Genomic DNA, 26,323 nt, shown 5'->3' with positions numbered 1-26,323 from the left:
CATGACCGACGAGGCGGTGCGAGAAGAAACGAGAAAGGCTGTCGACGCGGTCTGGCGTATCGAATCCGCGAAGATTGTCGCCACGTTGACTCGCACCGTCGGAGATCTTGATCTCGCCGAGGATCTGGCCGCGCAGGCTCTGCTCGAAGCCGTCGAGCAGTGGCCCGCGACGGGGGTTCCGAGAAACCCCGCTGCCTGGCTGACATCTGTGGCGACACGACGAGCGATCGACGGGTGGCGACGACGTGAGAGGTTGGACGAGCGCTACGCCCACTTTGCGCGTGAACTCGAGAACGACGCTTCACATTTCGACGACGTCAGCTGGGATCCGGACCGCATCGACGACGATGTCCTTCGCCTGATGTTCATCGCCTGCCATCCCGTGTTGAATCGAAAAGCGCAGGTGGCGTTGACGCTTCGGGTGGTGGGCGGTTTGACCACGGAAGAGATTGCGAAAGCGTTCCTCACGCCGACGGCGACGGTGCAGCAGCGGATAGTCCGCGCGAAGAAGGCGCTGACCGCCTCGAAAGCGGTTTTCGAAGTTCCAGGGCGAGAAGAGTTTTCGAGCAGATTGAGCGCGGTCCTCGGAGTGCTGTACCTGGTGTTCAACGAAGGCTATGCAGCCAGTTCCGGGGACGAGTGGATGCGGGCGGAGCTCAGTGCTGAGGCTCTGCGGCTCGCGCGAATACTCGCCGAATTGGTCCCCAGGGAGTCCGAGGTACACGGCCTTGTCGCTTTGATGGAGCTGACAGCCTCGAGATTCGGCGCTCGGACAACCTCGACCGGTGAACCCATCCTGCTGGCTGACCAGGATCGGACGAGGTGGGATCGCCTACAGATCTCGCGTGGGCTTGCCGCGCTGGAACGAGCTGACGCCGTCGGGCGTGGACGAGGCCCGTACGGCCTGCAGGCGGCGATTGCCGAATGTCATGCGCGAGCAGCAACTTTCGAAGACACCGATTGGAAGAAGATAGTCATCCTCTACGAGGCTCTGGCGCAACTGGCGCCATCGCCCGTGGTCGACCTCAATCATGCGGCGGCGGTATCCATGGCATACGGTCCTGGCCCTGCGCTCGAATTCGTCGACAAGCTTGTCGCTTCAGGTGAACTGGCCGACTACCACCTGCTTCCCAGCGTTCGGGGGGAGTTGCTCAGTCAGCTCGGCCGATCCGAGGAGGCTAGAACCGAACTCCTCGAAGCGGCTCGGCTGGCCGGGAACGAGCGTGAGCGCGCTGTGCTGGTCGCGAAAGCCGATGCGCTGCTGCCGGATCGGTAGTCACGCGATTGTTAGTCACGCGATTGTTAGTCAGGGCTGAGTCGGATCATCATTCGGCACCATGGGCGGCATCCCGACTCCGTAGGGATCGAGCATGTCCGATACACGTCGACCCCACCGTTCATGCGCGGACTGACGGGTCATTCCCGCTGCGCGGCCGATGGTTGACCATGTTGCGCCGAATCTACGCAGGCTCATGACGCTTGCCGTCGAATCGATACCTGCGGCGAGCTGAATCCGGAAACAGGCCAACTGCCACGCCATCTGACGCTGCGCCGGGATGTCGGTGTCCTGTTCTGCCTCCCACTCAGGGCTGCCAGGTAAAGGATCTGTTCCGACAATCTTGTCTGCCTGAGTGCCGGCCTCGGTGATCGCGGCGTTGACCGTGGTGATCGCGGCGGTCTCGATCTTCGCAGTCAGGGCGCGTTCGATCAGGTCTTCCATGAGAAGTTCTCCTTTCGTCAGGACTAGCCTGACAGGCGCTGTTGAATTCTGTCAAGAATCCCCTGACAGACTTTGAGTTTAATTAATGCACGATTTATTTGTGTACTATCTAAATAGTCTCCGGTTCTGTTGACCGTCGTCGAAGGGGTTGCTGGTGAAAATCGTGGTTTTGTCGTTCCTGGTGGCATTGACTTTGATAACGGTCGGGATCATCGCCGCGCGCAACCGCAGCACTCGACCTGCCGTGACCGGGGCAGTTACTGCGGCGTCAACGGTTCTCGCTGCCGCCTGGACACTTTTTGCCGTGGCCTTCGTATTGGCCTGATCGTGCTGCAGTGCCGATGCGCCGGTAGTGGTGGTGAAGGAACTTCGCAGCAGGTCAGATGCGTTTTGTGTGCGGCGCGATGCCGCATACTCTGGCAGACGTGGCAATCGCTGAAACAGACAGAAATTACGGTGGAAGGTCGGTCGCGGCTCGCAAGGCCGAACGCCGTTCCCTCTTTTTGAATGCTGCTCTCAGCGTGTTTGCAGACCAGGGGTATGCCGGAAGTTCGGTGGCGGATATCTGCGCGTCCGCGAGTCTGGCCAGAAGGCAGTTCTACGACGAGTTCGGTAGTCGCGAGGATCTACTCCTCGCGCTGTATGACCAGATTCAACTCGACGCCAGAATTGCAATGGTCGACGCACTCGATGCAGAGCCTTCGGTCAATCTCCGTGACAAGGCAGCGACGGCCATGGCCGCCTTCGTCGAGTCGGTCGGAAGTGACCCACGACGCGCACACGTTGCCTTCATCGACGTCGTAGGTGTCAGTCCCCGGGTGGAAAAGCATCGTGTGGACCAACGTTCGGTCTGGGCAACATTTTTCGAGTCGATCATCAAAGGGATCGTGGGCGAAGATTACGAACCGCCGGGTGGTTACCGGTGGGCGTCCACCGCTTTCATCGGCGCGCTTACCGCGCTGGTGCACCAGTGGAGCACTGCGGAGCCTCGTCCTCCCGTGTCGGTACTGGTCGATCTGATGACGGTGCTCTTGAATGCGTTGATCGACGACGCGCCCCTTCGCACCGACGAATAGGTCACGAACACCAGGGGATTGTAATCCAGCCCACAACGCTCTACTCTCGTCCTCAATATGTTAGACACTCACATCTAACTTGTGTGCTCGTGATGAGAACTGCGGCAACACAAGGCAATCTGTGCGTTTCCGGGGAGGAATTGGTATGGGACGACGCTGGACAACTGACCGACAACGCGGGGGCCTCGCAATTGCCGTGATTGCAGTAATCGGGCAGATCGGACTTTCGGCACCTGCCTCAGCGGCACCGGACGAAGGTGTTCCCGCCCAAATTCAGGTCCAGCCTGCCCTGCCGCCTGCGGTTGCACCGCCTTTGCCTGAACTGGACCAGGCCTTCTATGAACCGCCTGTCGAGGTCGTCGAATCCAAGCAACCGGGTGAGATCATCGCCGCTCGTGCGGTGAATCTCGGTACTCTCAACCTGATTCCGACCAACGTCGATGCGTGGCAGATCTCGTATCGATCCAATAATGCTGCGGGCGAGGCGATTCCTGCTGTCACCACAGTGATCAAGCCGCGTGGCGACACTCGCGATGGAGGCCCGCGCCCGCTGCTGTCCTTTCAGATGGCAGAGGATTCACTCGGAAACTACTGCGCACCTTCGTATGTCATGCAGCAAGGCGCGTTGCCGTGGCTGGTGACGGGCGCTGCGACCGGTGGGGCTCAATTCCTCGAAGTGCAGGCGGCACTGGCGCAGGGCTGGGCATTGTCGGTGCCCGATCATCAGGGACCCAATTCTTCCTTCGCCTCCGGCCCCGTCGCGGCCCGGATCACGCTCGACGGTATTCGTGCTGCTGAGAACTTCGAACCCATGGAGCTGCAAGGGCGGTCAACTCGCGTAGGGCTGCTCGGCTACTCGGGTGGATCGATTCCTACCGGTCACGCAGCTGAAATACGGCAGGCGTACGCGCCGGAACTGAATATCGTCGGAGTCGCCGAAGGTGGTGTTGCCGCGGATCTCGGCGCTTTGCTCGACAATGCCAACAACGCTCTCGGGGCCGGGATCGTCGCTGCCGGTGTAATCGGAGTGAGCCGAGAAGATCCTGAACTTGCAGGTTTCATCGATCAGCACATAAACCCTGCCGGCCGAGCGCTTTTCGCTGCCAAGGACAACCTGTGCATGCTCTGGACGTCGGCTGCAGTGCCCTTCCTCAACATCAAGGGCTTCCTCGATGTCCCGGGAGATCCGGTCCAACACCCCACGGTGAGAGCTGCGCTCTCCCGAGCTGCCATGGGTAAGTCTGTTCCTGACGTGCCGATGTACATCTATCAGTCGAATCCCGACTGGTTGGTGCCTGTTGGCCCGGTGAACAAACTTGTCGATACCTATTGCCAAGATCCTTCTGCGAGTGTCGTTTACACCAGAGACCACTTCAGTGAGCATGTCAGCATGGAAGTCGTCGCTTTGCCGAGTGCTCTACTGTGGCTTCGTGATCGGTTCGCTGGTGTGCCTGCTCAGCAGGGATGCAGCACCTTCGACGCTGGATCCATGGCGCTTGATCAGAGGACCTGGCCAGTCTGGGTGGATGCGGTCGGTGAACTCGTCGCAGGCCTGTTCGGCAAACCGATCGGGACCTGACGGGTGACGTGATTCTGCGGTGGTGAGGAATTCTCACAAGGGCAGCGTGTTGCACTGACTGGACGTTATTTCATTGATCGGGCCTTGAAGATGGTGTCTTGTCACCAATGGGTTCCTTTTACCGACGAAAGGTTGCGCGATGACAAAGCTGTTGTTTGCGGTCACTTCTGCAGATCACTGGACGCTGAAGGACGGAACACCCCACCCGACCGGGTACTGGGCGGAAGAACTGGTCGAGGCGCATCGCGTTTTCGTCGACGCCGGCTACGAGATCGTGATCGCGACGCCTGGCGGTAAAGCTCCCGTTGTGGACGAGGGAAGCCTGGCGCCCGAGGTGAACGGCGGGCAAGAAGGCGCCGACCGTATGCGCAAGTACATCGCCGATCTGCAGCCGGTGCTCGATTCGCCGGAGATTCTGGAGAACGCCGATGCTGCCGATTACGACGTGGTCTTTGTACCGGGTGGGCACGGACCGATGGAGGATCTTGCGGTGTCGGCATCCTTCGGTGAGCTTCTCGTGAACTTCTTGGACGCGGACAAGGTGGTCTCGGCGGTCTGTCACGCGCCGGCGGCACTCCTGCCGGCCCAGAGACCCGATGGAAGCTGGCTGTTCGACGGCTATCAGCTGACCGCGTTCACCAACGAAGAGGAGACGCAGGCTGGTCTGGCGGACAAGGCTCCGTGGCTGCTCGAAACTCGCCTACGCGAATTGGGCGGCAAATTCTCGAAGGCTGAGGCGTGGTCGCCTTATGTCGTGGTGGACCGCAAGCTCTACACCGGTCAGAATCCGGCGTCGTCACGGCCTCTCGCCGAGCGGATTGTCGCCGACTTGGGCTGAGCATGTTTTTTGGCGCCGCATCGAGGTCTCCTCGATGCGGCGCTGGTCCGTTTTCTGTTGTCGCCAAAGAGGTTTGACCTCTCAGGTTTTGAAGGTGGTGTTCGCCGGTCGCGGGTGCTGCCCAGGGTCGATCGAGGGTGGCGGGACGAACCAGGGTTTGTTGTCGGCGCCGATTCGGATCACCCATTTCCCGACGAACCCTGATTTCCGGTGCATCAACCGATGATGTGAACGGCACAGCAGGACCAGGTTGTTCATCACCGTCGGGCCACCGTTCGCCCAGTGCTTAATATGGTGCGCATCCGTCCAGGCAGGCACACATGAACACCCCGGGAACGCGCAGCCCCTGTCTCGGGCGATCAACGCCACTCGCTGTTCGGCGGTGACCAACCTCTTTCCTGGTTTCGCATCCAAGGGCGCGCCGTGACTGTCGAGCAGGACGGTGGAGAGGAAACAATCACATCCGAGGAGTCGGGTCTGCGACACCGAGAGTGGTCCGAGCCAGGGCATGTGCCCGACATCAAGATCCGACACAGCCATTCCACCACCATCGGGCGAGGGTGTGGCGGCGCAGTCTCGGTGCTCAGCGAGATCACGGGCGTTGATGTGCACGTTCACGTGCGGGCGCTGGCCACCATCGGTTCCGGTCTTGGCACAGTCCAGATAGCGGCGGATCAGTTCGCTGAACCCGTCCGCCGTGCGTTTCGCCGCCGACCTAGAATCCGGGGTTCCGTCCGGCGCCGGGGTCGGCATCGTCAGATTCGACAACGCCGACAACAACATTTCACCGGTGAGGGCATCGAAATCACCGCGCACCACCACCCGACCGTTCAATGTCGACGCGATCCGCAACTCATTGAGATCGACATCCTCGGCGGGCGGGATCTCATCGGACTCGAACAACCTCTCCAACGTCGCGATCACGTTCCGCACCTTCGTGGTCGTCGCCTCCACACCCGACGCAGCAGCCAACAACAGGTCGATGCACTTCGGGAGTGCTTCCTCCGGCATGCCTTTAGGTGGTGATTCACAGAACGCCACGATCAACACGGCGTGCTCGAAGGAGCAATCCCCGCAATCGAACCGAGCCGCCACCGCAGGAAACGGCCGCAAAGCTGCACCCAACGCGGCGATCTTCTTCCCGTCCCGAACCTGCAGCATCGTGTTCGCCGCCAACCAGGACCCCACACCGCGGCTGGCAATCACCTGATCATCCGGGCGCAACGACAACTCGTCCACCACCGCCACACGAACCGCCTCGAGGCGCAGAATCTCCGCACTCGCCGACACCGCAGCAGCGCGCAACTCAGCAGCAGACAACTGCCACAACCGTCCGCGTAACCCCACCGCAGAACCAGACACCACATCCGACAACAAGACACTCATTGAATCCCCCGATCCCCTCCCCAAAGGGTACTCGAACACGCGTTCGAGTCAAGAGGGAATTAGGCGAGGGCGCGAAGGAGTGGAGTGGGGTCCGCGACGACGAACAGATGGCCGCCTCCGTTGATCTCTTCGAAGCGAGAGTCGGGAATCAACGAGTGTGCCCAGCGGGCTACTTCGATGGGTACGTTTCCGTCGTCGGTTCCGTGTAGGAAAACCGTTGGTACCGAGATCGATTGGAAGAGTCCAGGCATCTCGTGGCGATACCGAGCCAAGTCGACAACCCCTGCGGATCCGCCCTGTGCGATCCCTTCGGATGAATCCAACTGGAGAGCGGGGCGATGTACCTCGTCGGTCATGACGGCCTGATCGGCGGCCGGCCAGATCGAGACTGAGTCGCTGCGTAGCTTGGAGAACACTCCGGTTCCTGCGAGCATTGCGCCGGCCACACGGGGAGCCCAGTTGGCGGCAAAGTACAACGCAGATACCAGTTTTATTCTGCGTCGCAAAGTATTTCGCGGTGCCCCGGGGATCATGGCGCACGCCAGCACCAGTTTCGAGACTCGTTCGGGAACGGCTGCAGCGACTGCGAGCGCGTAACCGCCGCCTCCGGAGAAACCCATCAGTGTGGCCGAGCCCAACTCGAGGTGATCGACCAGGGTGACGAAGTCGTCGTCCCAGGAATGAAATCCCTTGTCCGTGTACGGATCCGTGCGTCCGAAGCCGGGTCGATCGGGGACTATCAGCCGTATGCCAGCCGTCGAAGACGCGTTGTGGAGTGAGAGCCCTTCGTATCGGCTGCCAGGTGATCCGTGGGCCACGACTACCGGGTGGCCAGTCGGATCGCCGTACTCGCAGAATGCGATACGACGCCCCGACGCGTCGCGAATTTCGGTTGTGGTCACGCCGCTCGTCATGATGTGGTTCCTTGCTGCGCGATCGACGCCACACCGTCCAGGATGAGGGCGACTCCGAACTCGAACCTTCGGGTGGGATCGTGATGAAGTGCGAACACCGATGCCTCGCGTCGATCGGCAGGTGCGCTGTCGAAAGCGCCGCGTCCCAATTGAATTGCGACGTGTCCGGTGACGAAATCATGCAGCGCGCCGTATGCGTACGTGGCCTGCTCGTCCTCGAGGCCTGCCAAGGAAAGGGCGCTCACGACTCGGTGGGCGGTATCGTCGGCCCCGGGTGCTTCCAGTGATGCCTGCCGATGGGCTTCCAGGACCAGGGGATGGCGCATCAGGAGATCGTGGAGGCCGTAGGCGAACGTGCGGGCAACCCCGCGCCAGTCGGTCGGCCAGTCGATCGACGAGACGGCTTCGCCTACGAGAGTCGAGATCAGATCTCGCCTCAAGGCGTCGATGCCGCCGGTTGTGCGGTGGACGGACATCGGCGATATGCCGAGTCGTTCGGCGAGCACTCGAAATGACACCGCATCCAGGCCGTCCGTATCGGCGATCTCTGCCGCGGCATCAAGAATCTGTCTGTGACTCAATGCTTTTGGTCGACCAGCCCTTGCAGAGCTGGTGGATTCGGATACCATGCTGACAACAATAGCGATACGCGTATCGAAATTACAAGTGTCCATCGACCTCCAAGGAGCGCTGCCCGATGACCGATCTCCATCAACTGTCTGCCGTCGAACTTGCCGGTGTGATCGCCGCCAAGCAGGTCTCGATTCCCGAAGTCACCAGGTACTTCGTCGACCGTGCGACCACTGCCGATGACGTCGGCGCCTTCACGACGATCGCCGGGGAGCACGCTGTCGCCCTCGCCGAACAAGCGCAGCGCAGGTTGGACGAGCGGGACGCCGGGCCCCTTCCGCGTCTGTTCGGCGTTCCGACCGCAATCAAAGACCTCGACGCAACGCGCGGCATTCGCACGACCTTCGGATCGGCGCTCTTTCGCGACTTCGTGCCGGACGCTGACGACGAGATCGTCGAGGCGATCCGAGAAGGTGGGTTGATCGACATCGGTAAGACGACGGTGCCCGAGTTCGGGGCAGCCTGTTACACCGAGCCGGAAGTCGCTCCGCCTGCTCGCAGCCCGTTCGATCGCACGCGGAGTGCCGCCGGCAGCAGTGGCGGCGCTGCTGCCGCCGTCGGCGCTGGTCTGGTGCCGTTTGCACAGGGAAGTGACACCGCCGGTTCGTTGCGTTCGCCGGCAAGTACGTGCGGAGTCGTTGGCCTCAAGCCGAGCCGCGGTTTGATCACGATGGGCGTGGCGGGGCATGACAACTTCGGATTTGCGAGCAAGGGGCCGATCGCCCGGACAGTTCGCGATACCGCTGCGCTGCTGGACGTTCTGGCGACGCGACCCGGCGCCGGAACTATCCACCCGCCTCGGCCGAAGTCGTTCGAAGAGTTCGTCGTACAGGCTGGGGGAGTTCGGGCTCGCCCCTTGACCGTCGCTCTTGCTCACGGATCGGTCTCCGGCGGAGCCGTGGATGCGCAGCTCTCGGCTGCTGTATCGAAGGTTGGGTCTGTGTTGGAGGGGCTGGGTCACAACGTGTTCGAGCGACCGCAGGCTCGCGATGACATTTTCATCGATGCTTTCGTCAAGATGTTCTCGTCTTTGGCGGGAACCAAGCCGATCCCGGAGGAGTACGAACACCTTCTGCGTCCGATAGTGCAGCACTTGCGAGTTCAAGCAAACCAGGTGTCTTCGGGTGAGCTGGCCGCGGCAATCGGTATTGTTCAGGCCTGGGCGCGGCGATGGAGTCTCGACTACGCCGACGCCGACCTTGTTGTCACTCCGACTGTGACGAAGCCGCCGCTTGCGATCGGGGAGTTGCGCAACGACGAAGATCCCGCGACCGAACTGATCGACATGGTCGCTTTCACCGGAAACACCGTCGTCGCCAATGCAACCGGTTTCCCGTCGATCAGTCTGCCACTCGGTTGGACGGAAGACGGCGTTCCACTCGGCGTGATGATCTCGGCGAAATGGGGTTGCGACGCGGAATTACTTTCTGCCGCTGCAATGCTCGAGGCCGAGATGCCGTGGAAGGATCGGTACCGATTCGACCGCGCAACCGTGCTCTAGTTCGGGAGCGGTACCCGGTCGCTCGCCGATGCGAACCCCAACCACGTGTGGCGGTTACCCCACCAGCACCACCCGACTTTCGGGGCGTTGCGGTTGTCTTTGCCGTCGCGACCGGTTCCGTTGCTGATCCACACGGCGGGAGTTCTGGTGTCGAAGGATCCGTCAGGTTTGCGCAGTCGGGAGCCGATGGTCATGAAACACTTTCCGCGTTCGAGAATGTCGGGGCGCTGCAACAGCCAGTGGATGCCTTCGGTAAGCGTCAGCGGCGTACGGTCTGCGTCGACGATTGCGGGCAATGCTTCGTCCGGGCTCCAGTTGGCCAGGTGATCCCCGCGGTCGACTCCACTGAGCAGATGTAATGGGCTTTCGGGCAGCGTTGCCTGCTCGGTGGGGGCGAACAGATCGACGTCCGCCATGTCGACGACTATGAATCCGCGCTTGTTCCCGAGCTCGAGCAGCGGAGTCAGAACTGAAGCCGGAGCCAGTTTTTCGTGCACGGTGAGTAGTCCGACATCACCGTGCCCGGTTGCGGCCTCCCTGACATCGCCGGCAGAAAGTCCGGCCATCTCGTGAACACCGAGTTCGATCAATCGCTCGGCCTGCTGATCGATGGGCGGGAGGTCGAAATGCATATCTGCGATCCTACCGATCGTGAGCAGAGCGATCGGAGGGTTCGGCTGCGGGGGAAGCCGGCCACGCAACGCCCAACGCGCGCATGATGAACGGGACGGTGGTCGCTACGACGGCGTCCACTCGGTCGCCGGCCATGAGCATCGGGCGTCGGCTTTCCACGCAGGCGAGGATGAGTTGCGCGGATGCGGCAGCATCGGAATCGACAAAGACACCGGCGTCGACACCTTCCTGGACGAGCTGTTCGACCAGAACCGACAGCGGGACAATATGTTCGAGGAAAATTTCGCGATCCTGCGCTGACAACAATTCGACCAACGCGATTCCTGTGAATCGTTGCAGTGAGAACTCGACGAGTGTCAGTTTGACGAGGATTTCGAGTCGGTCCACAGGATTCTCGCGGTCCGCGAGCTCACGCTCGGCCAGGAGTAGGAACCTGTCCATCTCGCGGGTGGACCAGGCGAGCAGTAACGCGGATTTGTCGGGGAAGTAGTTGTACACCGCTGTCCGCGAGACGCCGGCCGCCTGGGCCACGGTCTGCAGCTTCACGTTTTGCCAGCCCTGCTCGTGAAGTTCGCGAATGAATGCGTCCAACATGGCTTCTCGGGTGGCGATTTTGTGCTCTGCGGTTGTCGCGCCACCGGTCAACTTCGGCATGGTCGATCCTCCTGGGTCTGATTCACGGTCACGGGGAGGTCGAACAGGTCCGCAACAAGGCGCGGATCACCTTGCCACATCGAGACGGGTGCGAGCATCATCTGCTGCGCGATCGAGCGTACGGATCGGCAGACCTCTTGTTCTTCGGCGAGTGTGAGCGTCGTGCGTTTGCGCAATCGCTCCATCTCCGCGGTAGTGAGATCAGTGATCCATTCCTCAGCTGCAAGCGAGAGGGGTGAATCCGGTGTCACGACCGATCCAACTCGGCACTGGAGAACCGCGAAGTCATCACGGACAGCGTGATGACGGCGACGACCGAGACGGCGTGTGCCGCCGCCAGCCAGAGCGACGCGGGTGCATGTTTGTGAAGGGTGGGCGCCATCAGCATGGCCATAAGGAGGGCGAGACTCGACAACATCGCGGGACCGTTGGGGCGGCCGACAAGCAGGCTGACCAGAAGAACGAGCGCGACGACGCTGCACGCCACATCTACAGGCGGGTACGTGGCCGGAACGATTCCGCTGACAGTGTCGGTGAAGTTCAGCCCGATCGACACCAATTGTGCGAGACCTGTCGCGCCGGCCAACCAGGCCGTCCAACGTAGTCCGTGGAGTCCGGCTTTCCGAATGCCGGTCAGGGTTCCTTCGGCGGATTCCCAGGCTTCGGACGTCGGTGTTGTCACGGCTACTCCTTTTTATGACGAGGTGTCGTCATAAAGTAGCAGTGCGCGATCGCGAGATTCTTGCCGGTAGGTGACTGGCCTGCTTCGAAGGGATAGCGTCGAAGTACCGGCCGAAATGACAATCGCGGGGAGGTGGCTCGATGACGACCTCTGCCCACACGGATCGGCCCTCGTCGAAACAGAGTTGGTTGGCGCGCGCAGCCTTCGCGGCCCTGGTTCTTGCAGTCGCGGTGCTCCTGATCTTCGCCGGACTGAAAGCCTTGACCATGCTGATCCTGGGGATCGGTGGGGTGGTCGTGTGTGTCGTGGCCGTGTACTGGTTTCTGACCACCCGCGGATTCCTCCGCTGGATCTCGTTGGCGGTGGTGGTACTGACCCCGATCGTGGTGCTCACGTTCCTGGTCCGAGAACGACTCCTGTGGGTGGTGCTGCTCGCGATCGGGTTGTTCGTGGTAGCCGGTATCTGCGCTCGCACCGCCTTGGCGGGGGAGGAGAAGGAATTGCCGGTTGTCGAGCGACCGGCACCGCCGCCCGTCAAGCCGTTCTTCGTGATGAACCCGAACTCCGGTGGTGGCAAGGTCGAGAAGTTCGACTTGAAACGCAAGGCCGAGGAACGGGGGGCCACGGTCGCACTGCTCGAGGGGCCCGAGAAGATCGACGTGACGGCCTTGGCCAGGCAGGCGGTCGCGGACGGCGCCGACCTACTCGGTGTGGCCGGTGGCGACGGAACGCAGGCGCTGGTTGCTGCTGTCGCGGCGGAACACGACCTGCCCTTCCTCGTCGTCAGCGCGGGAACGCGCAACCACTTCGCCGCGGATCTGGGGCTCGATCTCGAGGATCCATCTCGGTGCCTCGACGCGCTCGTCGACGGCGTCGAGGTCACGGTGGATCTGGGAAACGTCGGCGGTCGAACTTTCGTCAACAACGCATCGTTCGGGGCGTACGCCGAGGTAGTCCAGAGTCCGGAGTACCGCGACGCCAAGACCAGCACCTTCTTGCAGATGCTCCCGGATCTCCTCGCCGGACGTGCCGGAGCGGTGCTGACCGCGCGCTCCCCGAGCGTGTCCGCGGTGGGTCCACAGGCTGTGCTGGTCAGCAACGGCCCGTACGAGATGAACGACCTGGCGGGGCTCGGTCATCGGCCGCGATTGGACCGGGGCACTCTCGGAATCGTCGCGATCTCCGTCAGCAGTGCACGTCAGGCCATCGGGTTGCTCCATCGGGCGCATCAACACGGTCTGGCTCAGGGCACCGGATTCGAGGTGATCGTCGACGCCGACACCGACGAGATTCCGGTCGGCGTCGACGGCGAGGCGCTGGTGATGCCAACTCCGGTCAGATGCACGGTCAGTCCGCAGGCGCTGAGGGTCAGAGTCCCCCGAGATCGACCGGGTATCCGTCGCCCCCGGCACGCCTGGGATCTGGTCCGGTTGCGAGAGTTGGCGAAGTTCAGGAGATCCGGCGCATGACCTGACCGACGGCCAGAACTCCCTGTGGATCATGCGTGTCCGCCAAAGCGCTCAGCCAGTGAGCGGTGTCCTCGTCGTAGGTGCGGGCGATCTTCTCCGGGTCGACGCTCGGCGCGAAGTTGGGCAGTGCATGCCCGTTCGTCCATGGCTCCATCGTTCGTCCGAGAGTCTCGGCGTGCGGGACTACCGCGTCGACCATCGGTGGGGCAAGAACTCCGACGGTGAACAGCGAGAAGGCAGCGTCCCGATGGCAGAAGGCGCTGCGGTGCTCAGGTTCCCGTGCGAGGGCGCCCCCGAGGAGACGTAATTCGACGACGGTTTGGGGTGAACCGGATCCGGGGCCGGCAGCGGCGAGCAGTGCGTCGACGGCCTCGTGTGACAGCTCGTTGGTCAATGCCGTGGATTCGTGCGTCGGCATCGGGTCGACGGGATCGGCGTGCACTGCCCCGAGGGCGGCATAAGGCAGCACACCGACTGCGTCGATCAAGGGTGTTGCGATTGAACGGATTCGGTCGATCAGTGACTTGGCATCGGATTCCTCGGCAAGACTTGCGAATCTGACCGCGACGGTGAGCCTGCCGGCCAGCGGTGGCGGAACCTGTGGAAGGGGTGGAAGTTGCAGAAAGGCAAGAGAGGTCGAGCTGTGCTCAGGCAGGTCGGCGCCCCAGTCCAGCCAGGCGTGCGCGACCGCGCTTGCATCTGCGCCGTCGAAATAGAGTGCACCGCCGTAGAAGTGGGTGACCGGTAGTAGGTCGATCTCGATGGCTGTGACAATGCCCAGTGTGGCCTTGCCGCCGCGTAGCCCCCAGAACAATTCGGCATGTTCGTCGGGGGTGACATGAATGAGTTCGCCACTGCCGGTGACGATGTCGAACGAACGAACGTGATCCGACGAGAGCCCGTACGTGCGCACCATCGGGCCGATGCCGGCGCCGGTGAGGAAGCCGGCGACTCCGACCGTGGGTGAAGAACCTGCCAGTGGCGCCAAGCCGTGGGGTGCGGCAGCGTCGATGACGTCCTGCCAGATCAAGCCCGCGCCGATTCGGGCAGTGCGGTTTTCGGGGTCGACGACGCACTCCGTGAGCCTGCCGGTGTGGACGAGGAGAACGTCACTGCCGAGAGGGACCGCGCCGTGGCCGGTGCGCTGAACACCGACGCGCAGACCCAACTTCGCCGCAAATCGCACCGTTGCGACAATGTCTTGCGCGCTCTCGACTGCCACCACAGCGCCAGGCGCGACGGGAACCGCTGCATTCCACGGAATCGCCAACTCGTATCCCGTTTCGCCAGGCAGGGAAACGGAGCCGGTCACCTCTGCGCGCAGTGATTCGACCGCGGCGTCGAGCGTGGGGGTCTGAAGGTTCATGGTCTTCCTTTCCTCATCCGTCTTTCGGTCAAGGGAAGGATGTCCGAACAGGCTTGGGTGGTTCTTGACGTATGTATCCCGAGCGGATCCAAGTTTTATCCAAGCGCATTCTCGCAGTTCAGGGCCATGTCGATCGCGCTCGTTCAGCTACGCCCCGCATGCCGAGTGTCTCCGATTCGGCCGCCACTTCCGTCAGCTCCCGTTCACGTTCGGCGGACGGCTCTCGGAGCTGCGCCCGAAGCAGTCGACAGCGCAGCAGTGTTGGTGCTCCGCCGGAGCCAGTTGCGATCTTCTCGGCCTGATCCAGGAGAGTCGATGCCTGCTCGACGTGACCGAGAAGCGCGTGCAGACGCGCGGAGGCTTCGGCAACCGAGCCCAGTTCACCGACATGGCCTACCGTTGCGATGCAGCCGGTGTGTGGCGAGAGAAGGCCGATGAAGGTGTCGGCGTATTCGACCAGTTCCAGATCTGCCACGACGCGTGCAAGTAGTGTCTGGTGTCCCAATGTCGTCCACGTCTGTGGCCCGCGATTGATCAGCCACTTCTTGATGCCTTCGGAAGTGGCGTCGCGCTCGCCTCGGGCGGCGTCGATGGCGATGTTCCACGAATCAGGTTCCACGACACCGGGATCAGATTCTGCCAACGCACCTCGCTCCCACTCCAGAGTGTTGAACGCCAGATCTGCGCTGCCAGCCGTGTACAACTCCGTTTGCAGATGGATCTGCCTGGCCGTCTCGTACTGCCGGCGGGCTTGCGCGAAGTCTCCGTACCATTCGGCGAGAGTTGCTTCCATCCAACGTAATTGGACCCGAACCACCGGGAGTCTCAGTAGCTCGCAGCCGATGATCCCCTGCCTGACGTGTTTGACGGCAGCATCGACATTGGCCAGATTCATCTCCGTCATGCTCGCGACGGCGTGTGCGACGACGCTGTCGACACGCGATTGTTGGTGCGGCAGTTCGAAAAGCTCGCGCAGTAGGCGCATGGACTCCGCGCTGTGCACCGCGACTCCGGAGAAAAGCAGAATCCGTCCGAGCAGCGCGTCCGCGATCACATCCGAATCGTCGAGTTCGCGGGCGATGTCGAGAGCACGGGCGCTCCATCGATTCGGGATCTCGGCTTCGGGGTGGTAGCAACTTCCCACCGCCAGCGCAGCAAGAACCCGTGCGTGAGCTGACCTGTCGTTCTCGACCAAGGGCTCGACCGCCGCGAGCCGTTCGAGCAGTGGTCCCGGATCGGTACCGTAGGAAACCCACGGCCACGCACCGGCGGCCCGAAGTAATGCGCCTGCCAATCGTCCGACGGCGGAGGTTCGCCCCTCCCGAACAGCCTCGAGGAGACCGGCATTGACGACGTCGAGAACTGTCTGCCCTCGACCTGCGCGGGCGAGGGCCTCGACTCTGGCCACCAGCAGGTCGTCCCGATCGTCAGCGGATTGCTGGGACACCGGAAGTGAGTCGAACGCGCGGACAGCTGCCTCCCACCACTCGGCCGCGGTCTCCGAACTCCACCGATCGGTCGCATCCTGAGCTGCAGCCGTGCATGCCTCCAGAACGACGAGTGGATCGACCAGGGGAAGTGCCGACATCAGATGTTGCGCGCGGCGGCTCAGCCGGTCCGGATCGGAGGAATTTTCGAGCACTTCGGCAACTCGGGCATGTATCCGCTGGCGACGAAGCGTGGGTATCGCTTCGAGGACTTCGTCTCGGAGAAGGCCGTGAGCAAAGACGTAACCGCCGTTTGCCGAGTCCGCGACGATGATTCGTTCATCAGCAGCCGCGTCGAGATGGTCGGCGAGAGTGTCGACATCGAGACGGGTGGCTGCGGCCAGTGTGTACACCTCGATGGCGTCGCCGATAACTGCGGCAACCCGAAGAGCGTGCAACACTGCCGGTTCCACTGCGGCAAGCCGTCGACCGAGGACAGATCGAACGGCGACGGGGATGCCGTCGCCCAGTCGCTCGTTCCGGGGAAGCCTGGCGTACTCCGAGACGAACAGCGGGTTGCCGCCGGTTCGTTCCGCCAGGGTTCGCGCCTCCGCGTCGTCGAGCGTGTCCCCGGAGACGCACCTTGCGAGTGTTGCAACCTCGCCCTGCGCGAGCGCCGGCACAATCATGGTTCGGTTTCCTTCGCCGTGGAGTACGGCTTCTTCGAACTTGCGCACTGCCGACCCGACTTCCGAGTCTCGGAGCGTCGACACGAACCAGACTCTGGCACTGGCCATTGCGCCGACCAGGTAGGTCAGGCAACGAAGGGACGTGGGATCGGCCCATTGAATGTCGTCGATGACGACGGTCAACAGTGCATCTTTCGCCGCAGCTTCGATGGTGGTGCGAACCCGTTCGTAGACGGCAAATCTCGCTTCGTCCGGATCGATGTCCGTCGGCGGCGTCAGTACGAAATCGGCGTCGGCTCCGAGTTCCCGAACCAGTCGGCGGATCGGCCACCACGGCGGCGTTCCGTCGTCCTCCGGGCAACGTGCCCAGACGGTGGCTCCTCGAATGGACGTTGTTCTCGACGAACACTCCTCGGCGAATCGTGTCTTGCCGATGCCGGCGGGGCCGGTCAAGATCAACCAGCGAGGCGAGCCACGGCGAACGTCGTCGAGCATCTTGTCGGCGACAGTCGTCTGAGCGTCGCGCCCGACGAACAAGCGTGAGGAATCCGTCTCGGGCATCGCTGCTACGGCTGGGGGAGAAGCCGGGACCGAAACTTGTTCGGCCCCCGTCCATCCCGGAGTGCGCGGCCAGGCGGCCAGGCCGGGTGCGTGGCGCAGGATCGAGCCTTGCAATGCTGTCAGCTCCCCGCCGGGCTCCAGTCCCAGCTCGGCGTCGAGCCGAGACGCGTGTAATCGAAACTGTTCCAAGGCTTCCGGTGACCTGCCCGCCCGATGCAGGGCAACCATTCGCAGCCAGCAGGTCCGGTCGCGGAACGGGTACTCGCTACAGAGTTGAGCAGCTTCGACCAGCGCGGGTGCCAGGCGCCCGAGAGCCAGAAGCGCCGTTATCCGGGTCTCCCGGCACTCGGTCCGCACTTCCTCGAAGGCTGCGGCTTCCACCTCCACCCAGTGCGCGTCGTTCAGGTCGTCCAGAAGCTGCCCCCGGACCGAGGCGAGGGCACGGTCAGCGGTCGTCAAAGCCTCCTGCCACCGTTCGTTCTCAGCGTGTTGTCGCGCGGTTTCGGCGTCGTCGAGAAACACCGACAGATCGACGTCTGCCGGAGCGACGTCGAGGACATAGCCAGGCGATTGACGCACTATCGGTGACGCCGTACCGGTTTCGACGCGTAGCGCTCGGCGCAGGTTGGAGATATACGCCTGGATGCTTGCCATCGCACTCGCCGGTGCGTCGTCGTGCCAGAGAGCATCGATCAGCCGGTCGGTGGAGACGACGCGACCACGGTTGAGCAGTAGAACGGCAAGGACCGTTCGTTGTTTTCGAGGGCCCAGATCGATCACGTCGCTCGTCGCCGGACCCCGTGCGACCTCCAACGGCCCGAGCAGTCGATAGATCATCCGTTTCCCCTCGTACCTGCGGACGCAGGACGGTTCGATTCTAAGGAGCGAAATTCATACATGCAGGACAAAACGGTCAACTAGTTCTCGTCAACATCTGCTCGGATTCCTCGGAAAGAGTCTGGTTGACGCTGGTAGTGCGCAGCGTCGCCGCACAGACCAACGCACCGAGAGCTGCGATGAAGGCTGCGACAAACAGTGCCAACCGAAGTCCACCGACGAAGTCGTCCGGTGGTCCGCCGGGCAGCATCGACTGCGCCGGAAGGAAGGCGCCGAGCACGGCAACCCCGACTGCGATGCCGGTCTGCCGGAACGCGTCGTTGATCCCTGCGGCCAATCCGGAATGGTTCGAAGTGCTTTCGCCCAGAACCAACCCACTCATGACGGGGTTGAACACCCCGGCCCCCACGCACGCGACAACAAATCCGGGAAGTATCGCGTACGGCGAACTCGTCACGTCGACGACGGTCATCATGACCAGCCCTACCGAGACGAGTAGAAGCGAGCACGTCAACGAGACCGAGACGGGGATGCGCCCGTCCAATTTCGCGGTGGCGCCCGCGACGACGAACATCGCTATCGTCGCCGGTAGATACACCAGGCCGGCGTCCACGGGAGACAGATGCAGCACGTTCTGCAGGTAGATGGTCGTGTAGACGAACACCGCGAACAGGGAGGCGGAGATCGAGAACGCTGCGATCTGCGCTCCGGCGAAGGCCCGATTGGCGAGCAGATGCGGGGGCAGCATGGGCTCGGTGGTACGAAGCTCGTGCAGGGAGAAACCGATCATGGCGGCCGCGGCGATCACCGCGGCGATCATCGGCTGCGGCTCGAACCACCCATCCTCGTTACCGCGTAACAAACCGAACACCAGAGCTGCCAGGCCGGTGGACACCAGAATCTGCCCGGGCACGTCCGCGCGGCGAGGCCGAGGATCGCGTGACTCGGGAACCCACCGCACCGTCATCGCCAGTGTGATCAACCCGATCGGAACGTTGATCAAAAAGATTGCGCGCCAATCCAACAACTCGGTGAGCAACCCGCCCACCAGTGGGCCGACGGCAAACGCGCCCCCGATCGTGGCGCCGTATGCAGCCAGAGCAGTCGCGCGCTGGGGACCCTTCTCGAACACGTCCGCCAGCAAGGCAAGTGAGCAGGCGAAGAGTACGGCACCGCCGATACCCTGAGCGGCCCGCGCGAGGTCGAGCACCCAGATGTTCGGCGCCAGAGCGCAGAACAGAGATGCCGTGGTGAACCACAGAATGCCGATGATGAAAACATGGCGTCGACCCCGTCGGTCTGCCCACGATCCGGCGCTGAGAACCACCGTCGCCAATGCCAGCGTGTACGCGTCGATCACCCATTGCAGGGCGCTGACTCCGGTATCGAGATCGGATGCGATCGACGGCAGGGCGGTGTTGACGACGGCGATGTCGAGCATGAGCATTGCGGTGCTCACGCACACTGCCAGCAAAGTGGCTCGTCGTACTGCGGTGTTCTTCGGGGTGATCGGTGCGGCCATGGCCCGTCCTGATGGTCGAAGGGGTGTGTACTCGGAACACCCTGCGCTCCGACGCTTGGGACATATCGGGCGAAATGCTTGGAACCCGCATGGTTGATAACTGCCGTGTTACTCGGAATCCGTCACCACCTGCTCGGTCGAATACGCACTCTCCCAACGGTTAATCTCTGGTCGTGGAGACCAGCCAGTGGGTGCGACGGGTGTTGGTGGTGGAAGACCAACCACTGATGCGTGCGCTCGTCGGTGACACGCTCACACACGCCGGGTTCGTGGTCCATACGGCCGGATCGGCGGTCGAAGCGCTCACGGAGTTCGACGGATTCGATCCTGACCTCTTGGTCACGGACATCGACCTTGGCGTGCGGCCGAACGGCGTCGATCTCGCGAACATCGTCACCGTGAAGGCTCCGCATTGCGCGATCGTGTTCCTGACGAACTACCCCAACGCATCGACAGCGCCAGGTTCTGCGGGTGTGCCGCCGAAATCGCTGTTCGTGGACAAGGCGGCTGTCCAGTCGGCGGATCAGTTGATCGGCGTAGTGGAGGCCGCGTTGACGGAAACCGAGCCACCGGCGCTCGGGAGTGATCCGGACTCCGCCTTGTCGAGCCTCACCAGATCACAGCTCGATCTTCTGCGTTACATCTCGCTCGGGTGGTCGAACAGCGCAATCGCAGCGCATCGTGGGTCCTCGATCCGAGGTGTGGAGAAGCTCATCGCGCGCACTCTCGAGAGCCTGGGATTGACGCACGATTCGTCCACCAATCCGCGAGTGCTTGCTGCGAGTATCTTCATCCGCCATTTCGGTGTGCCCGAAGTGACCGACTCGGTGTGAACCCGCGCGAGTGGTGGCTTCGACTCGGTGATCGGAACATCGTCACCAAGTGGTCCTGGATTCTGACGCTGCCGTTCGCGGTGACCGTGATGGCCAACTACTACCTGTGTACCGGGGTGCGCGAAGTAGGCGTGATGGCAGTCGGCGCCTTCGCGACCCACTGCGTCGTCGGAGTGATGCTGCTGATGGCGAGGGCTGTTCTTGCAGCACACCGATCGCAGCTCGCAGCCCTGGCCCTGTTCGCAATGATCGGCGCGATCCGCCCGTTCGTCCTCGACGCGATCACCCGCTCGCTCGAACTCCCCGTCGACCCCAGACCGATGCTCGTCCGGGTGGGACTCAACGTCGTGTGCAGCGTTGTCTTCTTGTCGTTGACCGCCGTACTGGTAGGCGCTCTCCGTGACCGCCTCGCGCTGCAACGGAGTTTGAAGGTTGCCGGGGCCGCCGTCCAACTCCAACAGACCCGGGATCGATTCCGCCTCGACCAAACCCGTGCGCAGTGTCGGCGAGAGCTCGAGCGCAGTATCGAGACAGTCATGCACGCGGTTGCTGAAACGGAACTCGAGGGAGTACGAGGAGCAGCGCTCTTGAAGCGAATCTCCGACGACGTGGTTCGCCCGATGAGTCATCGACTGTTCCGGGAGATTCCCCCGATCGAATCACCGACGCCGACTGTGCGGCTGACGGCGAGAGATCGACTGATCGGCGTCGTACGCAGCGTTGAACCGGCGCCACTGTACGTACCGGTGTTCGCGTACACGGCACTGGTGACCGTCTACCTGCTCACGACTTACGGCGTGACGTTCACGGCGGTCCAGCTCGGCGTCGGTTTCTGGCTCTTCGTCGGTGGCAATGCGTGCGCTCGCCGAGTTGTCAGCAGCGGAGACGGCCCTCTGAGACGGATCGCGACTCTTTCTGCGGTGTACTGCTCGAGTGCGCTGATCAGCAGTACCGCGACGTGGCTGCTCCTGACGGTGTTCGGCCGTACCCCGACTTTCTATCTCTCGTCGATGGCCGTCTACCCGTTGGTTGCGCTGTCCGTCTGCCTGATCAGGGCTGCGGATACGCAGCGTCAGGACGAGGAGCGTCAACTCCGCAGTGCCCTGAGCCGGCAAGCGCTCGATGCAGCTCGTATCCATGCCGAGCTCATGCACACCCGACGTGGACTGGCCAGGTTGTTGCACTCGTCGGTGCAGGGCGAACTCGTAGCGGCCGCATGGTCTTCGGGCGCCGTTGCCGGTCGCCCAGTCGATGTTGCGGCAACCATTGCCCACATTCTCGACGGCTTGGAAAGCGACCTGTCTGCGTCATCCGATCAGCCGGCTGACTCCGATGCCCGAAAGCGTATCGATGATCTTGTCACGGTGTGGCGCTACGCAATTCCGGTCGTCAGTCACGTCGACGACGAAGTCTGGGCGGTGATCGGTTCCGGCTCCGCTCGGCTCGACAGCGTGGTGGAGATCCTGTCGGAGGGACTGACCAACGCCGTGAAACACGGTGCAGGAGGGCCCGTCTTCCTCGAGGTGACACTCGCCGATGCTCGGGCGGTAGTAGTGCGGATCAGTTCGCCGGGTCGGATGCCGGTGGCACGGGACTCAGGGATCGGGCTTGAATCGCTCGCCGGTACGGTAACGTCCCTCGAACTTGTCGAAGAGGAAGACCGGGTGGTCCTCACAGCCGTGCTTCTGTGACACCGTGAGTGGCGATGTCGTGGAGGCCGAACGTTTCGCCAATGGCCGGATTGGCCGCTTGTACGGTCGCAGAAATGGAATCGATTACTGCGCAGCTCATCCCACTCGCCACCGGCGTCGTCATCAGCCCGATTCCTCTGGTTGCGATCATCGCGATCCTGCTGTCCACTCGGGCGAAGGCAAGTGCATTCGCGTACACCGCGAGCATCGTGCTGGCCGCGGCAGCGATCACAGCAGCGACGGCACTCTCGACCACCGGAGTGGAATCGAAGTCCAGCGGCAGCGCGCATACCGTCCAGACGGTGTTCGCCGTCGTGTTCACTGTCGGTTTTCTGGCGCTCGCATACTCGAGTTGGCGTGGCCGTCCGAAAGACGATGCCGAGCCGGCGATGCCGTCGTGGCTGGCGCAGATCGACTCGATGCAACCGGGCAAAGCTGCGGTCCTGGGACTGTTGTTGACCGTACCCAACGCGAAGAACCTGCCGCTCGAACTCAAGGCAGGTTCGATCATCGGTGGCGGGCACCTCGGCTGGGTATCAGTGATCGCGTATTCCGTCCTGTTCGCGGTAGGGGCGTCCATCGCTTTGATCGTGCTGTCAGCATTGGCTGCCGTGCCCTCGGCGAAGGTGACCGATGCACTGAGCGCCACCAAAAGCACTCTGATCCGCCACAATGCAGCAATCATGACCGTTTTGTTCCTGATGCTGGCAGCATTGGAACTCTCGCACGTTGTCGAAGCCCTGTCGAAGTAGCAACTTGTTTTCGAGGAGAAATCGAATGACGATCACACCCAGCGAAGCGCCGGTAGTCGAGACAACGTACGGGCCGGTTCGAGGATCGACGGAAGGCTCGGTGTCGAGTTGGAAGGGGATTCGTTACGCGGCACCTCCGGTCGGTCCGCTGCGATTTCGCGCGCCGGTTCCGCCGAAGCCATGGACCGAGGTCCAGGACGCAACAGAATTCGGGCCGTGTGAGCCGCAAAGTCGACTCGCGATGATCCCGCTCGGTGAGAACGTTCCGATGGACGAAGACTGCCTGTTCCTCAACGTGTGGGCACCGGGCCCCGTCGGTTCTGATGCGCCGGGTAAACCGGTGATGGTCTGGATTCACGGCGGAGCGTATTTCCGCGGAGCGTCCAGCCAACCACTTTTCGACGCAACCACATTGGCTGAGAACGGCGACGTTGTCGTCGTCTCGATCAACTACCGCATCGGTGTGTTCGGCTTCGTCGATTTCTCGTCCTTCAATTCGAGTGAACATACCTTCGAGCCCAATGTCGCTCTCCGCGACATGATTGCAGCGCTGCAATGGGTTCAAGGCAACATCGCGGCTTTCGGTGGCGATCCCGACAAAGTGACGTTGTTCGGCGAGTCGGCAGGTGGCGGCGCGGTGACGACGCTGATGACCGTCCCGTCCGCTCGCGGCCTGTTTCATCGCGCTATTGCCGAAAGTTCGCCCGCCACTTCGGTGTACGGTAGTGAACGTGGTGAGATCGTCGCGAAGCTGTTTCTCGAGATCTTCAGCGGCGGAAGCGATCTGGGTCTGTTGCGGTCCACGTCTGCCGAAGACTTGATCGGGCCGTCAGACGAACTGTTTGCTCGCGTCCCCCAGGAGACGCCTGGCACTTTGGCGTTCGCGCCGATCGTCGACGGTGATCTGCTCCCTGACTACCCGGTGCGCGCGTTCCGTCACGGCAATGCACACCCGATTCCGCTGATCATCGGAACCAACAAGGACGAATCTTCGCTCTTCCGGATGATGAAGTCGCCGTTGATGCCGATCGATCCCGTCGTGATCACGTCGATGTTCGCGGAGATCGCCGACGAGCATCCAGGACTCGAGCTACCGGATCATTCTCAAATCGAAGGCGCGTATTCGGGACTGTCCAAGCTGGGCGCCGGTCTCGGTTTGACCCGTGATTTCGGATTCCGGCTGCCTACGTTGTGGATCGCCGAGGCGCACAGCAAGGTTGCGCCGACGTGGTTGTATCGCTTCGACTACGCGCCGCCGATGCTCAAGGCGCTGAAGATCGGTGCGACCCACGGCACCGAACTTGCCTACGTCTTCGGCAACATCAACCACGGGGCACGAGACATTACCTACAAGTTGGGTGGCTTGAGCGCGGCGCGTCATGTCTCTGAGCGCATGCAGGCGAGGTGGTTGGACTTTGCCAGAGCTGCAGGCGATTACGACGCCGGGGACGATCGCGAACTGGGTGCGGACCCGGGGTGGCCCACTTACGACACCGACACACGCTCGACACTGTTGATCGACAAACGCGATGCCGTCGTCGCTGATCTCGACCGCGAGATCCGGGAGGCGTGGGGTGAGACGGTGATTGCATTCACCTGACGGTTCAGCCCTGCTCCAATTCGGCCAGGTAGTGCGAGACGGGTCCCACGGTGAGCATTCCGCTTCCGGCGCCGGCTATTTCGGCGGCGGCAGGTAGGAGCGCCGCTCGCGCACGCTCCTTGACTCGACGGTCGCCGACTGCAGTCGCCGCTGCGGCAGTCAAGCACCACAGTGCCTCGGAGAGTAGGTCTTCGGGCGGGTCCGGCAATGCCTCGACGGCCTTCGCTGCTTCGTTCGTCTGCCCCTGTGCGATGAGCAGGTGTGGCCGGGCCCAGGGTTCGTAGGGGCCCCACTGCGTGGTCGGGTCGAAAATCGCCGGCAGTCCCCGCCATACGCGGAGGGCGAGAATTGCGAGAGGGAGTATGCCGTCCGCGAGACCCGGCATGCCGGCATCGGAAAGATTGACCGCCGCAGCTTCGTACAGCTTCTCGCAGTGCGCGGCCTCCGCGCCGGCAGCGGCAGTACGCATAGCGCGAAACCAGGTGGTGAACACCGCTGCCAACGGGCGTTCGTGACGTCCGGCCAATCGATCAACCGTCTCGGAATGTAGCTCGGCTGCATCGAATTGCCCAAGGGCGCTGAGGGCTTGCATGCGGATCAGATGGCCGAGGATCTCGAAGGTAGCCAGGCCGTGTCGAATGGCGAGGTCGACCAGTTCACGGCCGATGTCGTCGCGTTCGGAGGCCAGACCGTTAGTCCAGAACGTCTGCATGAACAATCCGTTCAGAGCGAAGGCCAGGAGCCCTGGATCGTCGAGAGCGCGACCGATCTGTACTGCGGCACGGGCACATTCGAGACCGTGATGACCGGGCAGTCCGCGCGATTCGAGTGCGATTGTCGCCAACAGTCTCGCCCGAGCGGGTTCGTTGCCGGCCGGAAGTCGATCGAGAGTGCGCTGAGCGGCCTCGACGATCTGCGTAGCCTGCCGAGGATCGTCGGATCGCGTCCAGATCCCGGGCACGTCGTAATTGCCGATGATCCGCGCGGTGAGTTCGACGTCGTCCAATTGTTCAGCGGCGCCGATGATTGTCAGTCGTTGGTTTCGGGCAGTCTCGAGTCCGCTTCCGCCCGCAACTGCCAAACTTCGGAGGAGGCCGACGGTTGACTCCAATCTCGATTTCGATCCTGCCGCTACGGTCCGGTCGTACGCTGCCGAAACCTGACTGAAGATCTGTTCTGCCCCTACAGGATCCAGGCGGGTTTCCCGGCGGAGAATGTCGGACTCGAGGTCGTTCAGTCGTGGACCAGGGTCGATGCCCAACTCTTCGGCGAGTAACTTCCGTGCGCGACGTAGGACTGCCAGAGCATCGCCTTGACGATCGGACCGGTACAGCGCCAGAGCGAGTAGTCGCCAACCCTCCTCGCGCCAAGGGTGTTCCGTCACGTGGGCATCCAGATCGGGAATCGCTTCGGCAGCTCGCCCGAGATCGAGCTGCGCGGATGCCAAGCGTTCGACGGCAGTCAGACGCAGTTCCTCCAAGCGTGATCGCTCCGTTCGGGCCCAAGGCTCGTCGGCGAACTCCGCGTAGGCCGGCCCTCTCCACAGCTGCAGCGTGGTTCGGAGCAGTTCGAGTGATTGCGCCGGCGTCGAATCTGCGGCTTCTCGCACCAGTCTTTCGAATTCCCAAGCGTCGACCGCGTCGGGTGCTGCATGAAAGGCGTAACCGGGCCCTTCGGTGACAATGACTTTCGGCTTCTTTCGCGGCGCGCGATCCGGTTCGAGCGCACGCCTCAATGCGGAAACGAACGTACGTATTGCGCTGGTAGCGCCGGACGGAGGATCGACCCAGAGGTCGTCGACAATCACGTCCACGGGAACAACACGGCCGCGGGCGACGACGAGACGAGCGAGGACCGCTCGGTGTCGTGGACCCTTCAGATCGATCTGGTGTGAAGACTCGTTCCACGCGACCACGGGTCCGAGCACTCCGAAAGCCGGGGCTTCAAATGTGTGGTCTCGCAT

23 protein-coding genes are annotated in these 26,323 nt (G+C 62.5%); 11 read left to right on the top strand and 12 right to left on the bottom strand.

What is annotated here, in order from left to right:
- The first annotated feature begins 1 nt into the window (after position 1).
- Positions 2–1,276, top strand: a complete 1,275-nt coding sequence (locus AC1Q61_RS06740; protein ID WP_042922905.1) for an RNA polymerase sigma factor — start codon at positions 2–4, stop codon at positions 1,274–1,276.
- A gap of 30 nt (positions 1,277–1,306) precedes the next feature.
- Here AC1Q61_RS06740 and AC1Q61_RS06735 read toward each other — a convergent pair whose 3' ends face one another.
- Positions 1,307–1,720, bottom strand: a complete 414-nt coding sequence (locus AC1Q61_RS06735) for a hypothetical protein (protein ID WP_003942828.1) — start codon at positions 1,718–1,720, stop codon at positions 1,307–1,309.
- A 154-nt stretch (positions 1,721–1,874) separates the two neighbouring features.
- Here AC1Q61_RS06735 and AC1Q61_RS06730 point away from each other — a divergent pair, with 154 nt between their 5' ends.
- The 4 genes from AC1Q61_RS06730 (at position 1,875) to AC1Q61_RS06715 (ending at position 5,213) form a co-directional block, all read left to right on the top strand.
- A complete protein-coding gene (locus tag AC1Q61_RS06730) occupies positions 1,875–2,045 on the top strand; it encodes a hypothetical protein (RefSeq protein ID WP_003943130.1) in 171 nt (56 codons plus the stop codon).
- A 58-nt stretch (positions 2,046–2,103) separates the two neighbouring features.
- A complete protein-coding gene (locus tag AC1Q61_RS06725; RefSeq protein WP_080712795.1) occupies positions 2,104–2,796 on the top strand; it encodes a TetR/AcrR family transcriptional regulator in 693 nt (230 codons plus the stop codon).
- A gap of 145 nt (positions 2,797–2,941) precedes the next feature.
- Positions 2,942–4,375: a lipase family protein gene (locus AC1Q61_RS06720; protein WP_116057683.1), complete on the top strand. Its 1,434-nt coding sequence runs from the start codon at positions 2,942–2,944 to the stop codon at positions 4,373–4,375.
- Between the two features lie 139 nt (positions 4,376–4,514).
- A complete protein-coding gene (locus tag AC1Q61_RS06715; RefSeq protein ID WP_030537402.1) occupies positions 4,515–5,213 on the top strand; it encodes a type 1 glutamine amidotransferase domain-containing protein in 699 nt (232 codons plus the stop codon).
- A gap of 81 nt (positions 5,214–5,294) precedes the next feature.
- Here AC1Q61_RS06715 and AC1Q61_RS06710 read toward each other — a convergent pair whose 3' ends face one another.
- Genes AC1Q61_RS06710 through AC1Q61_RS06700 form a run of 3 tightly spaced genes read right to left on the bottom strand, consistent with a single transcriptional unit; the run spans position 5,295 to position 8,142 of the window.
- Positions 5,295–6,599 carry an HNH endonuclease signature motif containing protein gene (locus AC1Q61_RS06710; protein ID WP_492651090.1) on the bottom strand — a complete coding sequence of 435 codons (1,305 nt, stop codon included), beginning with the start codon at positions 6,597–6,599 and terminating at the stop codon, positions 5,295–5,297.
- A gap of 59 nt (positions 6,600–6,658) precedes the next feature.
- Positions 6,659–7,513, bottom strand: a complete 855-nt coding sequence (locus AC1Q61_RS06705) for an alpha/beta fold hydrolase (protein WP_042922901.1) — start codon at positions 7,511–7,513, stop codon at positions 6,659–6,661.
- Entirely contained in the window at positions 7,510–8,142 is a 633-nt protein-coding gene (locus tag AC1Q61_RS06700) for a TetR/AcrR family transcriptional regulator (RefSeq protein WP_231917414.1), read from the bottom strand. The genes AC1Q61_RS06705 and AC1Q61_RS06700 overlap by 4 nt, the downstream gene beginning before the upstream one ends.
- A 68-nt stretch (positions 8,143–8,210) precedes the next feature.
- On the opposite strand from AC1Q61_RS06700, the gene AC1Q61_RS06695 reads away from it, so the two are divergent.
- Complete coding sequence (locus AC1Q61_RS06695) at positions 8,211–9,644, top strand: amidase (RefSeq protein ID WP_042922897.1); 1,434 nt, start codon at positions 8,211–8,213, stop codon at positions 9,642–9,644.
- On the opposite strand, the gene AC1Q61_RS06690 is transcribed toward AC1Q61_RS06695, so the two are convergent.
- The 4 genes from AC1Q61_RS06690 to AC1Q61_RS06675 are packed head-to-tail and all read right to left on the bottom strand — an operon-like array spanning position 9,641 to position 11,613.
- Positions 9,641–10,276: a DUF5701 family protein gene (locus AC1Q61_RS06690; RefSeq protein ID WP_042922895.1), complete on the bottom strand. Its 636-nt coding sequence runs from the start codon at positions 10,274–10,276 to the stop codon at positions 9,641–9,643. The genes AC1Q61_RS06695 and AC1Q61_RS06690 overlap by 4 nt on opposite strands.
- A 10-nt stretch (positions 10,277–10,286) precedes the next feature.
- Positions 10,287–10,931, bottom strand: coding sequence for a TetR/AcrR family transcriptional regulator (locus tag AC1Q61_RS06685; protein ID WP_042922893.1), 645 nt, complete (start codon positions 10,929–10,931; stop codon positions 10,287–10,289).
- A complete protein-coding gene (locus AC1Q61_RS06680; RefSeq protein ID WP_007730221.1) occupies positions 10,919–11,182 on the bottom strand; it encodes a hypothetical protein in 264 nt (87 codons plus the stop codon). Before AC1Q61_RS06680 ends, AC1Q61_RS06685 begins: the two co-directional genes overlap by 13 nt.
- Positions 11,179–11,613: a hypothetical protein gene (locus tag AC1Q61_RS06675; RefSeq protein WP_030536208.1), complete on the bottom strand. Its 435-nt coding sequence runs from the start codon at positions 11,611–11,613 to the stop codon at positions 11,179–11,181. Before AC1Q61_RS06675 ends, AC1Q61_RS06680 begins: the two co-directional genes overlap by 4 nt.
- Before the next feature lie 140 nt (positions 11,614–11,753).
- Here AC1Q61_RS06675 and AC1Q61_RS06670 point away from each other — a divergent pair, with 140 nt between their 5' ends.
- Positions 11,754–13,082: a diacylglycerol/lipid kinase family protein gene (locus AC1Q61_RS06670; protein ID WP_003943249.1), complete on the top strand. Its 1,329-nt coding sequence runs from the start codon at positions 11,754–11,756 to the stop codon at positions 13,080–13,082.
- On the opposite strand, the gene AC1Q61_RS06665 is transcribed toward AC1Q61_RS06670, so the two are convergent.
- The 3 genes from AC1Q61_RS06665 to AC1Q61_RS06655 form a co-directional block, all read right to left on the bottom strand.
- Positions 13,063–14,448, bottom strand: a complete 1,386-nt coding sequence (locus AC1Q61_RS06665; RefSeq protein ID WP_492651091.1) for an FAD-binding oxidoreductase — start codon at positions 14,446–14,448, stop codon at positions 13,063–13,065. The genes AC1Q61_RS06670 and AC1Q61_RS06665 overlap by 20 nt on opposite strands.
- A 118-nt stretch (positions 14,449–14,566) precedes the next feature.
- Entirely contained in the window at positions 14,567–17,962 is a 3,396-nt protein-coding gene (locus tag AC1Q61_RS06660) for an ATP-binding protein (RefSeq protein ID WP_128637975.1), read from the bottom strand.
- 76 nt (positions 17,963–18,038) lie between these two features.
- Positions 18,039–19,484, bottom strand: a complete 1,446-nt coding sequence (locus AC1Q61_RS06655) for an MFS transporter (protein WP_042922889.1) — start codon at positions 19,482–19,484, stop codon at positions 18,039–18,041.
- A 173-nt stretch (positions 19,485–19,657) separates the two neighbouring features.
- On the opposite strand from AC1Q61_RS06655, the gene AC1Q61_RS06650 reads away from it, so the two are divergent.
- From AC1Q61_RS06650 to AC1Q61_RS06635, 4 genes are all read left to right on the top strand, one after another.
- Positions 19,658–20,317 (top strand): response regulator, encoded by a 660-nt coding sequence (locus tag AC1Q61_RS06650; RefSeq protein ID WP_058038412.1) that lies wholly within the window; start codon positions 19,658–19,660, stop codon positions 20,315–20,317.
- Positions 20,314–22,008: a sensor histidine kinase gene (locus tag AC1Q61_RS06645; RefSeq protein ID WP_215516178.1), complete on the top strand. Its 1,695-nt coding sequence runs from the start codon at positions 20,314–20,316 to the stop codon at positions 22,006–22,008. Before AC1Q61_RS06650 ends, AC1Q61_RS06645 begins: the two co-directional genes overlap by 4 nt.
- Positions 22,009–22,082: 74 nt before the next feature.
- Positions 22,083–22,760 (top strand): GAP family protein, encoded by a 678-nt coding sequence (locus AC1Q61_RS06640; RefSeq protein WP_042922976.1) that lies wholly within the window; start codon positions 22,083–22,085, stop codon positions 22,758–22,760.
- A gap of 25 nt (positions 22,761–22,785) precedes the next feature.
- Entirely contained in the window at positions 22,786–24,360 is a 1,575-nt protein-coding gene (locus tag AC1Q61_RS06635) for a carboxylesterase/lipase family protein (protein ID WP_030536200.1), read from the top strand.
- A gap of 4 nt (positions 24,361–24,364) precedes the next feature.
- Here the strand turns inward: AC1Q61_RS06635 and AC1Q61_RS06630 are convergent, their stop codons facing one another.
- Positions 24,365–26,323, bottom strand: coding sequence for an AfsR/SARP family transcriptional regulator (locus AC1Q61_RS06630; protein WP_042922887.1), 1,959 nt, complete (start codon positions 26,321–26,323; stop codon positions 24,365–24,367).

The sequence above is a fragment of the Rhodococcus sp. MPR-R1B genome (assembly GCF_058793255.1).
This window is presented reverse-complemented; position numbering and strand designations above follow the sequence as displayed.

Coding starts and splice junctions, on each gene's coding strand:
- AC1Q61_RS06670 (WP_003943249.1), top strand. CDS start 11,754: ATGACGACCTCTGCCCACACGGATCGGCCCTCGTCGAAACAGAGTTGG.
- AC1Q61_RS06700 (WP_231917414.1), bottom strand. CDS start 8,142: ATGGTATCCGAATCCACCAGCTCTGCAAGGGCTGGTCGACCAAAAGCA.
- AC1Q61_RS06660 (WP_128637975.1), bottom strand. CDS start 17,962: ATGATCTATCGACTGCTCGGGCCGTTGGAGGTCGCACGGGGTCCGGCG.
- AC1Q61_RS06715 (WP_030537402.1), top strand. CDS start 4,515: ATGACAAAGCTGTTGTTTGCGGTCACTTCTGCAGATCACTGGACGCTG.
- AC1Q61_RS06705 (WP_042922901.1), bottom strand. CDS start 7,513: ATGACGAGCGGCGTGACCACAACCGAAATTCGCGACGCGTCGGGGCGT.
- AC1Q61_RS06665 (WP_492651091.1), bottom strand. CDS start 14,448: ATGAACCTTCAGACCCCCACGCTCGACGCCGCGGTCGAATCACTGCGC.
- AC1Q61_RS06630 (WP_042922887.1), bottom strand. CDS start 26,323: ATGCGAGACCACACATTTGAAGCCCCGGCTTTCGGAGTGCTCGGACCC.
- AC1Q61_RS06725 (WP_080712795.1), top strand. CDS start 2,104: ATGCGTTTTGTGTGCGGCGCGATGCCGCATACTCTGGCAGACGTGGCA.
- AC1Q61_RS06640 (WP_042922976.1), top strand. CDS start 22,083: ATGGAATCGATTACTGCGCAGCTCATCCCACTCGCCACCGGCGTCGTC.
- AC1Q61_RS06695 (WP_042922897.1), top strand. CDS start 8,211: ATGACCGATCTCCATCAACTGTCTGCCGTCGAACTTGCCGGTGTGATC.
- AC1Q61_RS06655 (WP_042922889.1), bottom strand. CDS start 19,484: ATGGCCGCACCGATCACCCCGAAGAACACCGCAGTACGACGAGCCACT.
- AC1Q61_RS06635 (WP_030536200.1), top strand. CDS start 22,786: ATGACGATCACACCCAGCGAAGCGCCGGTAGTCGAGACAACGTACGGG.
- AC1Q61_RS06735 (WP_003942828.1), bottom strand. CDS start 1,720: ATGGAAGACCTGATCGAACGCGCCCTGACTGCGAAGATCGAGACCGCC.
- AC1Q61_RS06740 (WP_042922905.1), top strand. CDS start 2: ATGACCGACGAGGCGGTGCGAGAAGAAACGAGAAAGGCTGTCGACGCG.
- AC1Q61_RS06690 (WP_042922895.1), bottom strand. CDS start 10,276: ATGCATTTCGACCTCCCGCCCATCGATCAGCAGGCCGAGCGATTGATC.
- AC1Q61_RS06710 (WP_492651090.1), bottom strand. CDS start 6,599: ATGAGTGTCTTGTTGTCGGATGTGGTGTCTGGTTCTGCGGTGGGGTTA.
- AC1Q61_RS06685 (WP_042922893.1), bottom strand. CDS start 10,931: ATGCCGAAGTTGACCGGTGGCGCGACAACCGCAGAGCACAAAATCGCC.
- AC1Q61_RS06720 (WP_116057683.1), top strand. CDS start 2,942: ATGGGACGACGCTGGACAACTGACCGACAACGCGGGGGCCTCGCAATT.